Genomic DNA, 13,849 nt, shown 5'->3' with positions numbered 1-13,849 from the left:
CCGCGGATCGTGCTCTGGCCGCGGGCTGAAAGTGGGCGTCGCGTCTGCAGCCATCGCGCCCAATTTCGACAAGAGGTGGAGCGCGACCTGCTCCGCGGGACCGCGGCCCGAGGGTCGGGTTCTGGCTACCGACCGCGCTGGCGGAACTCCTCGGCCCGGTCCATCATGCCGGCTTGATGGCTGGACCCGCCGCTCGGTTCGGGGGGACGGCTGTGGGTGAACGCCGACCCCTCGAGTTGGCGCAGGTGCTCGAACCGGTCTCGGACCTCCTTGCTGCGGGAGACGTCGGCGGCCAGGTTGACAAGCTCCCCCGGGTCGTCGTGCAGGTCATAGAGCTCGTGCTCCTGGTCCCAGGGGTCGGCATCGGGCCCGACCGTCATCTCCTGCGCCCAGGGCAGGCCCTGACCGACGCTGTCCACACCGCCGCCGACCCCGTAGTAGTGGACGTACTTGAACCGGCCGTCGAAGACGCCACGGAGCGCGAAGCGGTGGGCCACGCAGCTTCGGTACCAGGCCTGGCTCTGGGCGAAGAGGACGTGGTCGCGTACCGATGTCTCCCGTCCGTCGAGGAGCGGGACGAGGCTCAGGCCCGACAGCGACGAGGTGTCGGTCACGCCGGCCAGCTCGCAGATGGTCGGGACGATGTCGGCCGAGGACGTGAGCCCGTCCATGCTGCTTCCTTCTGCGGTGACCCCCGGAATCCGCACCGAGAGCGGGACATGCATGATCTCCTCGTAGGCGAACGGGCCCTTGTTGACCAGGCCGTGGGATCCGCACATGTCCCCGTGGTCGCTGGTCAGGACCACCACCGTGTCGTTCCAGCCACCGATGTCGTCGAGCGCCGCCAGGATGATGCCGAGCTGGACGTCGCTCATCTCGTGCAGCCTGAAGTAGTAGTCCAGGGCCCGCTGCCAGCTCCGGACATCGCCATAGTCCAGATGCCCGAAGATGGAGTGCAGCTCCTCGAACCGCCACTGCTTGTGCACCGCAGGCTTGGCGTCGAGCGAGTCCTCGAAGTTCTCCGGGAGGTCGAAGAGCTCGTCGTAGCCATCGGTGAAGGGAGCTACACCGGGTTGACCGGGGATGGGCGGGGCCAGCATCTCGTTGACCGCCGCGATCTCTTCCCGATGGGCGTCCTGGTACCACGGTTGGTCGGCCGGGTACCAGTGGATGTCGTGGGGGTTGACGAGACCGACGGTGAGGAACCACGGCGTGGGTGAGCGTCCGTGCTCGCGCAGCCAAGTGGCCGCCTGCCCGGCGATGAGCGGATCGAAATGGGTACCGGTACCGGCGAGTCCGGTCCAGGCCCAGTCCTCGCCCTGCCAGTCGCCGTAGCCGTAGCGCTCCATCCTGGGGTTGCCGTAGGACAGGTGCCATTTGCCCACGTAGGCGGTCCGGTACCCCGCCTCCCCCAGCAGCCGGCCGACGGTCGGCGTGGCGTCGTGGAGGTCGGGGTGCGCGGGCTCGACGAACACGTTGTCGGTGACCCCGTGCTCGGGCACGTACTGTCCGGTGACGAGGGTGGCCCGGGAGGGCGAACAGGGCGAGGAGTGCGTGTAGTGCCGGGTCAACTCGGTGCCGGCGCCGAGCAGCCGTCGTCGATGCGGGAGGCGGTCCCGGAGCTCGCCCGGGATCCATTCCCAGTGGCGCTCCTGGTCGGTGATGACGAAGAGGACGTTGGGTCGCGCGGTCATCGGCAGCCTGTGTTCTAGTCTCTCGCAACGCGCTGGGCTGGTCGGTCCGGCGACGTCAGGCGGAGGCGACGACCGTCACGTTTCCGTTGAGGAGCTCCCCCCGTCTGACGAAGGGGTGCGTCCTCCCCCGTACGGGGGGCGACGCGAGCCCGATCCTCCGGAAAGTCGCCCGCGTCACGGGCGCTAAGATTCTGGCCTTTCGAGATTGCTGGGTCGAAGTCGTTGGGTCGAGGGGCAGAGCGCTGAATGAGCTGGTCAATCGCCAGACCGTCGGGAAAGGAGCCCGTCCTTGGGCCTCATCCCCTGGTCGAGTGGGGGCCCCTGCTGGGCGCCGCCGCCGTGTCCCTTGTCCTCCTCGGCATCCTCTCCCTGCTCGAGGCGGAGGACCTGGAGCCGTTCGGGGGGTCGGTCCCGGTCCTCGCCGGACTGCTGACCGGTTCGGCCCTGGTGGTGGCCGGCTTGACGGGTGTCGCCCGCCGACGCACGAGCCCGAGGAGGGAACCGAGCACTGAAGGGCCGGAGCTTCTCGAGACACGGTCGGTCGACGCCGGGTCCTGGCCCCTCGACGGCGCCCGCCACGACTGGGTCGGCGCCACCCGCATGATGCGCGCCATCGAGACACCCCCCCCTCCTCCTCCGGACGCGACCAGCAGGTCCGCTTCCAGGCGGCGCGGCAGCGCGACGTCGTCGACGAACGGGGGCCGGCACTCGTACATCCCGGACCGTTCGTCGTCCCGGACGAGTGCCTGACCGACTCAAGGTTCAGGGGCCGCACTCTCCGAGGGGGACCCTCTGCGGTAATGAACAACTGGTAGCGCGGGTACTGGTCAACCGGGACCGATAGATCACGCCGAACTGGGAGGTAGCCGCCACCTCGATGAATGGAAATAGGTGGCGTGTTCTCTCTGCCTGGTAGTCACCTGTGGTGGGCTGGCGGCCCTGATCCAGGAGCTGCTCGGCGAGGGGCGCAGCCGAACCCGGGCTCAATGACGGTGCGAGAACCCGCTGGGACTTCATGAGAGTGGCCGGCCGGCCGTCGGGGGCGGACCCGCTACCGAGGCGAAGCTGGCGAGAGCCACTCCTTCTGGCGGGCAGGGCGCCGGGCCGGGGCGGATGTCGTCGCGGAGCGGTGGCGATGGGGTGACGGATCGGGTGCAGTGCTGGGTTGACCTCGCGGAGACAGGCCGGGTCGTGTTGCCTGTCTCTTTCCCCTTAAAGCCCGCCCCTGAAGCCGATGATGAAAAGAAATCACACGCGTGTAAGATGATCGTGACATTAACTTGACCATTATGAGAAAACCAGCGTTAGGTAAACCAAACATTTCCCCTTGGCAGAACCTTCTCCACTGTTTACAGTTTCTCCGCGTCTCGAGTAACTGGGCGCTATCGCTATCGCCATACACGCGAGAAGGAGGGGAGGCACATGCGAGTTCATTCCCGGCGTTGGCTTCGCATGCTCATGACAGCAATCATGATCGTGCCCGCCGCATTGAGCTCCGCGGCTGTCATCCTGTACAACGCGCTGTCAAAGCAATCTCGGTCACAAACGCCGAGCCTCCTTCCGGTCTCCGGCTCTTCGTCCCCTCACCGGACGTCAGATCCGATCCAACTCGTCAAGACGGCAGAGACCCAACCGGCAGCGATTCACCCACAGCCCGCGACTGTTCGCGCCCACGCCAGCACGGCCCAGGTCGTGACTACCACGCTGCCTCAGCCGGGCGCCATACCAGCCGGCAACGTGGGGACCATGGTTCCCTCCGCCAAGGCGGACAATCGTACGGGTAGCCACGCCGTCTCGGGTTCGACCGACCGCCCGACGAGCGGTGCAACGACTCGAGACACGCAGCCCTCACCGAAGACCACGCAGCCCTCACCGAAGACCACACAGCCCTCACCGAAGACCACCTCCGACACAGAGCAGGTGGCGGCGACAACGCGATCGGCAAGCCTCGCCCTCATGCAGCACCAGCAGGCGCAGGCGGCTGCGGCAGCACAGGCGGCCAAGGACCGTCAGGCGCAGCAGGAGCGGCAGGCCCTCCAGGCAGCTGCCGCGGCCAAGGCGGCCCAGCAGCAGCAGGCGGCCCTCCAGGCAGCTGCCGCGGCCAAGGCGGCCCAGCAGCAGCAGGCGGCCCTCCAGGCGGCTGCCGCGGCCAAGGCGGCCCAGCAGCAGCAGGCGGGCCTCCAGGCGGCCGCCGCGGCCAAGCAGCAGGCGGGCCTCCAGGCGGCTGCCGCGGCCAAGGCGGCCCAGCAGCAGCAGCAGCAACAAGAGGCCGCGCAGACGCAACCGGCCAACCAGCAGCAGCGGGCCTTTTACGACGGCCTGGCCCGGTTGATTGCCGCCCAGAAGCTCCAGCAGGAGCAGGCCTTCTACGACGGGCTGGCCCGGTTGATTGCCGCCCAGAAGCTCCAGCAGGAGCAGGCCTTCTACGACGGGCTGGCCCGGTTGATTGCCGCCCAGAAGCTCCAGCAGGAGCGGGCCTTCTACGAGGGCCTCGCCGCGTCGGAAGCAGCCAACAAGCAGTCCCAGTCGACCTCCGTGCACTCCGCGTCCACCTCCACGAACGGCGCAGGAGTGCCCCTCCCGTGGCAGTACCTGCACAACGGCACGGTGGATCAGGGTGTCGACTACGTCGCCCCGGGGGGCACTCCCCTCTACGCCATGGGCACAGGGACGATCATCGCCGCCGGCATCAGCGGGTTCGGCCCCAACACTCCGGTGCTGCAGATCACCGAGGGACCCCTGGCCGGTCGGATCGTCTTCTACGGTCACGCCGGCCCGAACCTCGTGTCGGTCGGCGCCCATGTCGTGCAGGGCCAGCAGATCTCGACCGTCGGCGCCGGGATCGTAGGCGTGTCGAACGGGCCCCACCTGACCATCGGCTTCTACCCACCGGGACCGATGGGCTCCGGCCAGGCGATGCTGCAGACCATCAACTCCCTCGTCGGCTTCAACACCGGACTCACGACGCAGGCCCCGACCGCCCCCACGCCTCAAGCGCCGAAGAGCCAGCCCGCCTCGACACCGGCGGCTGCTTCGACCTCCTTCACCGGCAGCAGTAGCTCGGGCGCCATCAACACCCCACACGACTTCGCCGTGGCGCTGTTGAACGCCATCGGTGCACCTGTCACGTCGCAGAACCTCTTGGCAATCGTGTCCTGGGAGACGGCCGAAGGCGGCGGTTTCGGCAACCGGGCGCAGTTCAACCCCCTCAACACCACCCTGCCCTTGCCCGGCTCTCATCCCATCACCATGATCGGCGTGCAGGCCTATACCAGCTCGAGCCAAGGCCTGACGGCGACGGTCAACACCCTCAGGGGTGGCGCCTACCGCGGGATCGTCGCTGCGCTCAAGGCCGGGAACAGTGCCCAGGCGGTGGAGCGGGCCGTTGCCGCGTCACCCTGGGGAACCGGAAACTTCCTGCTGCTGTCGTAGCTCAGCTGGCGCCAGCCGAAAGCGCGAACCCCTCGTAGCCGTTGGCAGCCACGTCCTCGCAGTGGCGACGGTAGGGCGCGAAGCCGCCCACGTAGGGCATGAACACCCTGCTCTTTCCCGGGATGTTGGCGCCTATGTACCACGAGTTCGCGAGTGGGAAGAGAGTCGCCTCCGCGACCTGGCGAACCTGCTCCACCCAGGCCGCCTCGGCCTCCTCGGTGGCCTCGACACGAGTGAGGCCGTGCTCACGAAGATAAGAGATGCACTCCCCTATCCACTCGACGTGCTGCTCGATGGCCAGCGGCATGTTGGTCAGCACCGAGGGGCTGCCGGGACCGGTGATGACGAACATGTTCGGAAAGCCCGCCACTTGCATGCCTAGGTAGCTCCGAGGCCCGGACTCCCATTTCTCCTGCAACTGCTGCCCACCCCGACCCTCAACGTCGATCTTGAGCAGGGACCCCGTCATGGCGTCGAAGCCAGTAGCGAAGATCAGGATGTCGAGGTCGTGCGAAGCGTCCGTAGTACGAAGGCCGTCCCTGGTGATCTCGGTGATCGGTGTCTTCCTCAGGTCTACGAGCGTCACGTTGTCCTGGTTGAAGGCGTGGAAGTAGTCGGTGTCGATCGGCGGGCGCTTGGTGCCGTACGGGTAATCGGTGGGCACGAGCCTCTCGGCCACGACGGGGTCCTTCACGATCTGCCGGATCTTGCTCCGGATGAACTCCGACGCCGTGTCGTTCGAAGCCTTGTTGAAGAGCAGGTCCATATACGAGCCGTAGATGAACTTGAACCCGCCTTCTTCGGCCCAGAGGCGCTCATAGGTCTCCTGCCGCTCCTCCGGAGGGACCTCCATGGCCCCCTTGTCGCTCGGGTCGTAGGGAAAGCCGGCGAATGAGTTCCTTGCCTTGCGGCGGATCGCCCGATAGTTGGCCTTGATCTCACTCATCTGCTCAGGCGTCAACGCCAGGTTGCGGGCCGGCACGCTGTAGTTGGGTGTGCGCTGGAACACGGTGAGATGGCCCGCCTCGGCGGCGACGACCGGCACGGCCTGGATCCCGGTCGAGCCGGTGCCGACGAGGCCAACCCGCTTGCCGGAGAAGTCGACGGGTTCCTGTGGCCACGCGCCCGTGTGGTACCACTCGCCGCCGAACCGCTCGAGACCGGGTAGTTGAGGAACGTTGGCCGCCGACAGACACCCGACAGCGCTGATGAAGAAGTGAGCAGTCACGACGTCACCCCGGTCGGTGTGGACCTCCCAGTCGTCGCTCTCCTCCCTGAACACCGCTCTCGTCACCCGGGTGCCGAGCTGGATGTCACGGCGTAGGTCGAACCGGTCGGCGACGTGCTCGAGGTAGCGCAGGATCTCGGGCTGTTCGGGATACTTGCTGCTCCAGACCCACTCCTGCTGGAGCTCCTCGGAGAACGAGTACGAGTAGTAGTAGCTCTCGGAATCGCACCGCGCGCCCGGGTAACGATTCCAGTACCAGGTCCCGCCCACCCCATCACCCTGCTCGAAGACCCGGGCAGAGAGCCCGAGCACATCCCGCAGCTGGTGAAGCATGTAGATCCCGGAGAAGCCGGCGCCCACGATGACGGCCTCAAGATCGCGTACCGGAGCCTTTGATGCCGTGCTGGCCATTCTCGTGATCTTAATCCTGGCCGCCCCGCTGCACCCGGCCAGCTCGAATCCGCCCGGGTCAGCAGCCGTGCCAGGCCGCGTTCGCATAGGGCTTCAGCGGAGGCTCCGCGGTTGTGCCGGGATGCTGGAAGAAGGCGATCGCCGCGCCGTCTTCCCACCCGGCGAGGTGGTCGACGGGCCGCTCCAGGTCATGGAACGGGTACCCGGCGACACGATGAGGGCTGCCATGACCGCCCGGCCGTGGCGAATTCCCAGGTTGCTCGACCGCCTCGCCGAGCTCGAAGCGGGCCTTCACCACGTGCCCCTCCCCGACTGGGCGAATCAAGACGACGTCCACTGGTCCGTGGCTGAACGCCGGGTGGCGTTGGCCCGCTATGTCCTCAGCCTGGAGCCGGATCCAGACTTGGCCAGGGGGCTGGAGGACGTGGAAGCCCTGTTTTCTGGCCTCGTATCGGCGCCACCAGCCCGTCGAGCGGCTAGAAAGCCTCAGCTGCTCTGGCTCTCAGCTCGACGCTCACCATTCGTCCTGCCGATGCCCACGGCGGCGAGTGCGCACAACACGGCGAGCACGATCGCGCAGACGAGCACGGCACGGAAGTCTCCGACGTGCTCGGATGCGATGCCGACACCAATCACCGGGATGGTCAGACCGACGTAGGCGAAGACGAAGTAGGTGGAGACGACCCGCCCCCGGATCTCGGCCGGCGCTAAACGATTGGCCGTCGACAGGCTTCCGATGAACACGGCGCCGACGGCCACGCCGCCGACGACGGTCCCGGTGAGGAACAGGGGCATTGAGGCCTGTGAGAGTGCGGCCACGATCAACGCCAGTCCGGCGAGGAACAAGACGAGCCCCGACAGGACGACGGGGCGGCTCGGGAAGCCAGCGACCAGCAGCTGGGTGACCGTGGCGGCGGCGAAGATGAGGAACACGACGACACCACTCACTGCCCGGCTGTGCTCGTGGAGTATGCCGCCGAGAAACGTCGGAGCCAGGGAAGTGAACAAACCGAGGAGTGAGAATGCGGCGAAGCCCGCCACCCCGGCGGCAATGAACTCGCTTCGACCCATCGCCGGGATCCCGAGGCCGGTGAACCGAAGCGTCAGAGGCTGGCGTTGGCGCACCGTCTCGGGGACGGCGGCCAGCGCGACCGCAGCGACCGCCAGCACAGCCAGATAGACCTCGAACACCAGCACCGTGGGGTTCGGGCCGAACTGCGCGAAGAGCCCGGCGACGAGCGGACCGAGACCCAGGCCCCCCATGTTGGCAGCCGTCGCCACCCGCGAAGCCCGTAATGAGGACGAGGCCACGAGCAGCTCGGTGAGGGCGGCGGTGGCCGTCCCCGTCACCAGTCCAGCGGACAGCCCCGACAGGACGCGGCCGACGAAGAGCCACGCCAGGCTGGGGGCGAGGATGAACACGACCGTGCTCACCGCGCTCAGAGCCAGGGCGGTGAACAGCACGCGCCGCCGCCCCACCTGGTCCGAGGATCGTCCGGCCAGAAGGAGCGCGGCGAGCACCCCCGCGGCGTAGGTCGCGAAGATGACCGTGACGATCCCCGACGAGAAATGCCATTGACCCTGGTAGATGACGTAGAGGGGCGTCGGCAGCGTCGTGCCGAGCATGGTTGTCGCGAACACGTAGGCGACGAGCCAGAACGCCACGGGGCGGGGTGCCACGACCCCTCTGCGACTCGCCCCTACCGAGTCGTCGAGGCCGGCGGATGGCCGGCGCACGGCTGTGGGCAGGGGTCGGGGATCGGTCATGGAAGACTTACCAACGGTAGCCCCCTCAGCCGTCGGGTAGCAGCCTGCCGAGGTCGCCACAAACGGGTCACTCGCTTGGAGTTGTCACAATTGCGTCCGTCGCGGCGTCGACACAGTATGACAACTGATCGGGATGTGATTGTGGTCGGTGGTGGGTTGTCCGGGCTGGCGGCGGGTGCCACCGCTGCAGCAGGTGGCGCGGACACCGTCGTGCTGGAGGCTCATCAGCCCGGCGGTCGAGCCCGGACGACCGAGCGGCGACCTTTCCTGTTCAACCAGGGAGGCCATGCTCTCTATGTGGGCGGTCCTGCGATGGCGGTCCTTCGCTCGCTTGGCGTGCGCCCGAGAGGGTCGAAACCGCCCCTCGGCCGTTACCGGCTCCTCATGAACGGCGAGCAGCACCTCATGCCGAGCGGTCCTGCGACCCTCATGCGTACGACCGCCCTCGGTGGTCGCAGCAAGGCCCAGTACGCCCGCCTTCTCGGGCTCTTGCCGCGTATCGACACCGCCAAGCTCGAGGGCACGTCGGTGTCGAGCTGGCTCGCCGGCCAGAGCCTCCGGCCGGATACCGAAGCTCTGGCCAGGGCCCAGCTCCGTCTCTCGACGTACGTGGCAGACCAGGACCACTTCGGTGCCGACGCCGCTGTCGCCCAGTTGCAGTCGGCCGCGAACGGTGGCGTCATCTATCTAGATGGTGGATGGGGCCAGCTGGTCGACGGCCTCAGGCGCCTCGTCGAGGTCCGAAGCGGCACGGCCGTCCGCGGGCTCGACGCGACATCGGGCAAGGTCGCAGTCCGGACCGATGACGGTGTCCTGACCGCGCGCACCGTGGTGCTGGCAGCCGGCACGCCGGACGTGGCCCGGTCGATGCTGCCCTCCGACCCTGACTGGGGGGAGCTGGGCGAGCCCGTGACCGCCGCCTGCCTCGACGTCGGTGTGGCCCACGTTCCCAGTCCCGGCTATGTGCTCGGCGTCGACCAGCCTCTGTACGGCACTACGCAATCCCCGCCGGCCCGCCAGGCCCCATACGGCCAAGGCGTGGTGGCGATCGTTCGCTATCAGGCCCGAAGCGCGGCCGAGGACAGGCCCCAGCTCGAACGCCATCTCTCTCAGATCGGCGTCCACGACCCGGACGTCCTGGCGTCGAGGTTCCTCGCCCGCATGGTCGTGACCGGCGTCCTCCCGCGAGCCGACCGGGGAGGGTTGCAGGGCCGGCCCGCGGTCAGCGCCACTGGCATGCCGGGGGTCTTCTTGGCCGGTGACTGGGTCGGCCCGGTGGGACTGCTCGCCGACGCCTCCCTCGCCAGTGCCCGAGAGGCCGGCACGGCGGCGCTCCGTCGGCTCTCGACCTCGGCCACCATGGTGGCGTGACCACCCCACGCCGCCACGATGGAGGCGCGATCGACATCTTCGAACGCCAGCGGCCCCAGCTTCTCGGCCTTGCCTATCGGATGCTGGGCATCGTGGCCGACGCCGAGGACGTGGTCCAGGAAGCATGGTTGCGCTGGCAAGCGACCGACGCGACGACGTTGAACAGGCCCGCAGCCTGGCTCACCACGGTGACCACCCGCCTGGCGCTCGATCGGCTGCGGACCTCCCGTCGGCGACGGGAAGAGTACCCAGGCCCTTGGCTCCCTGAGCCGGTCGTCGTGGCGCCCGGACCCGAAGAGGTCGCCGAGATGTCGGAATCGCTGACCCTCGGGTTCCTGACCCTTCTCGACCGGCTGAGGCCTGTTGAACGAGCCGTCTTTCTCCTGGTCGAGGTGTTCGAAGTGCCGTTCACCGAGGTCGCAGCCACCGTCAACAAGTCCGAGGTGGCGTGCCGGCAGATCGCCAGCCGGGCCCGCCACCGCCTCCGTGAGGGCGGCGGTCGTCCGGCCATCCGTACCGAGCGGAGGGTCGTCGACGAGCTCGTCATGGCCGTCGCCCAGGGCGACGTGACTGCCGCGCTGGCACGGATCGCCCCGGATGCGGTCCTGGTCTCGGACGGCGGCCCCAAACGACGGGCCGCCCGCCGACCTGTCGTCGGTGCCGATCGGATCGTGCGGCTCCTCACCAACCTGGCCCGGCGATCCTACGGAGAGGCCCAGGTCGTCCCCTCGTCGATCAACGGCGATCCAGGCTTCGTCGTCAGTGTTGACGGCGCCGTCGACTTCGCCGCCGCCTTCGAGGTCGAAGATGAACGGGTCGCGGCGATCTGGCTGGTCCGCAACCCCGACAAGCTGGAGCATCTCGTCGAGCCCCTCGCCCTCACCTGACGGGCCGGCGGCTCACATGCTCGTTCCGCGGGTGGGGTGTCTAGGCTGAGCGCGCCCGACGTCCGGGGGGACACCCCGGAGCAGAAGGAGTGGCGTGACCTTCGAGGAGCCCACCTGGGGACTCGTCCAGCCGGGCGAGCTGGCCCGGATCGCGGTGGTGTCGCCCCACTTCGACGACGGCGTCCTCGGCGCCGCGCACCTGCTGTCGACCTACGCAGCGTCTGTCGTCGTCACGGTGTTCGGTGGGTGGCCGCCCGCCTACCCGTCGGAGCCGACTTCGTGGGACGCCGCTGGCGGGTTCCGGGCGGGCGACGACGTCGTCGCCGTTCGGCGGCAGGAGGACGACGCCGCACTGGCGCTGGTCGAGGCCAGACCGGTCCGGCTGCCGTTCGCCGATCACCAGTACCTCTCCCCTGCCGAACAGACGAAGCCCGACCAGGTGGCGCCCGCGCTGGAGGAGGCGTTGCTCGGGCTCGCTCCCACCGCGGTCTTCCTTCCCATGGGGTTGGCGAACCCCGATCACGTGGTCACCCACGAGGCCGGCCTGCGCGTGCGGGAGGACCACCAAGAGCTGTCCTGGTTCTGCTACGAGGACCACGGCTACAAGCACCTGCCCGGGCTGCTGGCCTGGAGGATTGCGAAGCTCTTCCGGTCGGGGCTGTGGCCGACTCCCGCCGTCGTGCCCGTGGAACCCGATATGGCGCGCAAGCGCCAGGCCATCGCCTGCTACCGGAGCCAGGTGCTGCCGCTCCAACGCGACCACGCGCTCTCCGAGCGCCTCGACGCCAACGTACCGGAGCAGTTCTGGCGCCTGGCACCACCCCCGCGAGGGTGGGAGGCCCTGACCGACCTCGTCTGAGACGGCCCGAGCGTGCAAACCGCGCCGGAACGCGACAAGAACGGCTGGCGGCCGGCGCCCGGAGCGAACCTGCAGCGTCTGGGGCGTCTACATCGGGCCTGATCGCCGCGAGAACGACGAAACAGGGTCGCTGCGACCGTTCCTGTCGCGTTCAGGGCGATTGACTCGGCGCCGACGCGGCGCGGAAGTCGAAGCCGACCTTGACCGCCGCCGTGCGATCCTGGGTTGCCAGGGTCGTGAACGCGTCCCGCCAGCGCTCGAGCGGGAAGGTGTGGGTCAGCATGCCGGTGAGGTCGACCCGGCCGTCGCTGGCAAGGTCGAGGTAGTGCTGGATCCCATGCTGGCGCGTCCCCTCCACCTCCTCGATGCCGAAGGCATTGGAGCCGACCCAGGAGATCTCCTTGAAGTAGAGGGGTGTCCACTCCCATCGGGCCGGGCCGTGCACGCCCGACTTCACCAGCGTGCCTCTGGCCTTGAGCAGACGGACGCCGACTTCGAACGTCTCCGGCTTGCCGACCGTGTCGTACACGACGTCGACGCCCCCGGGGTAGGCCATCGGAAGGCCGTCGGACTCGCACAGGACGCCGCCCGACCAGGCCGCCGCCTGTTCGACCACCGCCTCTCGGGGCTCGTGCTCGACGACGCGAGCGCCCAGCCGGCGGATGCCCTCGGCCTGGCCAGCAAAGCGGGCCACGACCATGACCTCGACATCGGGGTGGAGCGCCCGGAGGATGGCCGTCGCCGTCGTCCCGAGCGCGCCGGCGCCGTAGACGAGCGCCTTGCCTCCCGGCGGCGGCGGGTGGCGAGTGACCGAGTGCAACGACACCGCGAAAGGATCGGCCAGCATGGCGAGCTCGTCGGGCAAGGTCGCTGGGACACGGTGCAGCTGCGAGTCGTGGGCGGGCATGAGATCGGCGTAGCCCCCCGTGGCGTCCCTCGACGTGCCGATGTGGATGCCAGGAGCGAGGGGCCCTATGCCGAAGCTCCAGCACAGGCTGTAGTCCCCGGCCTGGCAGGCTGGACAGATCGGGTCGACTCCCCGCGGGCCGCAGGACAACCAGGGGTTGAGCACGACACGATCGCCCACCTCGAGTCCCTGGGCGTCGGGCCCGAGAGCGACGACATCGGCGACGACCTCGTGCCCGAGGACCTGCGGAAGCGAGAAGAACCCCTTCATCGGATTGTCGCCGACCATGTCCTCGCCCCAGTCCATGAAGACCTGCTTGGCGTCCGATCCGCAGATGCCCGTCAACCGGGGGCGGGTGACGACCCAGTCGGGAGCGAGGAACGCCGGGTCGTCCATGTCGACCAGTCGCATCGGGGTCCCTGCCAGTCCCTCGAGGAGGCGGTTGTCCTCCTCGGTCGGCGGCTGCCGATCGGGACGAACGCCGTAGAGAAGGGCTCTCACCAGCCCGAGGATAGACAGTCGGCGGTCCGGCCGCCCGTGGAGCTAGACAGTCGGTGTGACCGACGAGCGTGCGATCGCGCGCATCCGCGACGAGGCGCTGCAGGTCGCCCGAGGATGGTCCGGCCCCGACGCCGCGCCGACGTGGCGATTGACGGCGTCGCTCTTCGAGTGCCTTGCCGGCGACACGCAGTTGTCGGAGCTGGCCTCCTCCATCCCGCCGGAGCGTCTGCCGCCCCTGCTATTCGTGGCGTCCGTCCAACGTGTCGCGGCGCGACATCGTGGCGATCGTTTCGGCGCCTACTTCCCAATCGCCGGTGGCGTCCAACCGCCACTCGACGACCAGTTCGCAAGCCGCTACCGCGCCTTCTGTCTCGAGCACCATGACGAGCTCGCCCAGGTCCAGAGCGAGCGCGTCTACCAGATGAACGAGGTCGCCCGTTGTACCCAGGTGGCCCTGGCACTGGGGGTTCTTCAACGGATGCAGCCCGGCCGCAACATCGCCCTCGTCGACGTCGGCACGGGATCGGGACTCGGGCTCTACCTCGACCGGTACCACTACGGCCTGAGCGATGGGCGACAATGGGGGGCCTCGGATTCCCAAGTCCGCATCGATTGCGAGCTCCAGGGACCCTTGCGCCCCCTGCTGCCTCCGCCGGCAACGATCGATCACCGCGTCGGCGTCGACCTCAATCCGCTCGACCTGGACGACGAGGAGGAACGAGCCTGGCTTGCGGCGTGCATCCCGCCGGAGGCAGGGGCCCTGCGCCGGGTCGCCAGTGCCATCGAGGTGGC

Annotated in this window: 11 protein-coding genes; 6 read left to right on the top strand and 5 right to left on the bottom strand. The window is 68.5% G+C overall.

Annotation, left to right across the window (positions count from 1 at the left end; translation table 11 throughout):
* Window positions 1-125: 125 nt before the first annotated feature.
* On the bottom strand, window positions 126-1,694 hold the full coding sequence (locus tag VGF64_10755; protein ID HEY1635228.1) for a sulfatase-like hydrolase/transferase: 1,569 nt from the start codon (window positions 1,692-1,694) through the stop codon (window positions 126-128).
* A 246-nt stretch (window positions 1,695-1,940) separates the two neighbouring features.
* Here VGF64_10755 and VGF64_10750 point away from each other — a divergent pair, with 246 nt between their 5' ends.
* The gene (locus VGF64_10750; GenBank protein HEY1635227.1) at window positions 1,941-2,444 is read left to right on the top strand and encodes a hypothetical protein; all 504 of its coding nucleotides are present in this window, start codon (window positions 1,941-1,943) and stop codon (window positions 2,442-2,444) included.
* Window positions 2,445-3,650: 1,206 nt separating this feature from the next.
* Window positions 3,651-5,126 carry a M23 family metallopeptidase gene (locus VGF64_10745; protein HEY1635226.1) on the top strand — a complete coding sequence of 492 codons (1,476 nt, stop codon included), beginning with the start codon at window positions 3,651-3,653 and terminating at the stop codon, window positions 5,124-5,126.
* Between the two features lies 1 nt (window position 5,127).
* On the opposite strand, the gene VGF64_10740 is transcribed toward VGF64_10745, so the two are convergent.
* From VGF64_10740 to VGF64_10730, 3 genes are all read right to left on the bottom strand, one after another.
* The gene (locus VGF64_10740; GenBank protein HEY1635225.1) at window positions 5,128-6,765 is read right to left on the bottom strand and encodes an NAD(P)/FAD-dependent oxidoreductase; all 1,638 of its coding nucleotides are present in this window, start codon (window positions 6,763-6,765) and stop codon (window positions 5,128-5,130) included.
* A 58-nt stretch (window positions 6,766-6,823) separates the two neighbouring features.
* A complete protein-coding gene (locus VGF64_10735; protein HEY1635224.1) occupies window positions 6,824-7,102 on the bottom strand; it encodes a hypothetical protein in 279 nt (92 codons plus the stop codon).
* 149 nt (window positions 7,103-7,251) lie between these two features.
* Window positions 7,252-8,445, bottom strand: a complete 1,194-nt coding sequence (locus VGF64_10730) for an MFS transporter (protein HEY1635223.1) — start codon at window positions 8,443-8,445, stop codon at window positions 7,252-7,254.
* 204 nt (window positions 8,446-8,649) lie between these two features.
* Here VGF64_10730 and VGF64_10725 point away from each other — a divergent pair, with 204 nt between their 5' ends.
* From VGF64_10725 to VGF64_10715, 3 genes are all read left to right on the top strand, one after another.
* Window positions 8,650-9,903: an FAD-dependent oxidoreductase gene (locus VGF64_10725; GenBank protein ID HEY1635222.1), complete on the top strand. Its 1,254-nt coding sequence runs from the start codon at window positions 8,650-8,652 to the stop codon at window positions 9,901-9,903.
* Window positions 9,900-10,790, top strand: coding sequence for an RNA polymerase sigma factor SigJ (sigJ, locus tag VGF64_10720; protein HEY1635221.1), 891 nt, complete (start codon window positions 9,900-9,902; stop codon window positions 10,788-10,790). The genes VGF64_10725 and sigJ overlap by 4 nt, the downstream gene beginning before the upstream one ends.
* A 94-nt stretch (window positions 10,791-10,884) precedes the next feature.
* Window positions 10,885-11,649, top strand: a complete 765-nt coding sequence (locus tag VGF64_10715; GenBank protein HEY1635220.1) for a PIG-L family deacetylase — start codon at window positions 10,885-10,887, stop codon at window positions 11,647-11,649.
* Between the two features lie 151 nt (window positions 11,650-11,800).
* Here the strand turns inward: VGF64_10715 and VGF64_10710 are convergent, their stop codons facing one another.
* The gene (locus VGF64_10710; protein ID HEY1635219.1) at window positions 11,801-13,057 is read right to left on the bottom strand and encodes an alcohol dehydrogenase catalytic domain-containing protein; all 1,257 of its coding nucleotides are present in this window, start codon (window positions 13,055-13,057) and stop codon (window positions 11,801-11,803) included.
* Window positions 13,058-13,112: 55 nt separating this feature from the next.
* Here VGF64_10710 and VGF64_10705 point away from each other — a divergent pair.
* Window positions 13,113-13,849 (top strand): DUF2332 family protein (locus tag VGF64_10705; protein HEY1635218.1); only part of this gene is annotated, 737 nt, incomplete at its 3' end.

It is taken from the genome of Acidimicrobiales bacterium, assembly GCA_036491125.1.
Taxonomy (GTDB): domain Bacteria; phylum Actinomycetota; class Acidimicrobiia; order Acidimicrobiales; family AC-9; genus AC-9.
Note: the sequence above shows the minus strand (reverse complement) of the source record. Positions and strands in the feature narration are given on the sequence as shown.

What these genes read in the sequence shown, in the direction of transcription:
- VGF64_10755 (HEY1635228.1), bottom strand. Translation starts at nt 1,694, where the DNA reads ATGACCGCGCGACCCAACGTCCTCTTCGTCATCACCGACCAGGAGCGC.
- VGF64_10750 (HEY1635227.1), top strand. Translation starts at nt 1,941, where the DNA reads ATGAGCTGGTCAATCGCCAGACCGTCGGGAAAGGAGCCCGTCCTTGGG.
- VGF64_10745 (HEY1635226.1), top strand. Translation starts at nt 3,651, where the DNA reads ATGCAGCACCAGCAGGCGCAGGCGGCTGCGGCAGCACAGGCGGCCAAG.
- VGF64_10740 (HEY1635225.1), bottom strand. Translation starts at nt 6,765, where the DNA reads ATGGCCAGCACGGCATCAAAGGCTCCGGTACGCGATCTTGAGGCCGTC.
- VGF64_10725 (HEY1635222.1), top strand. Translation starts at nt 8,650, where the DNA reads ATGACAACTGATCGGGATGTGATTGTGGTCGGTGGTGGGTTGTCCGGG.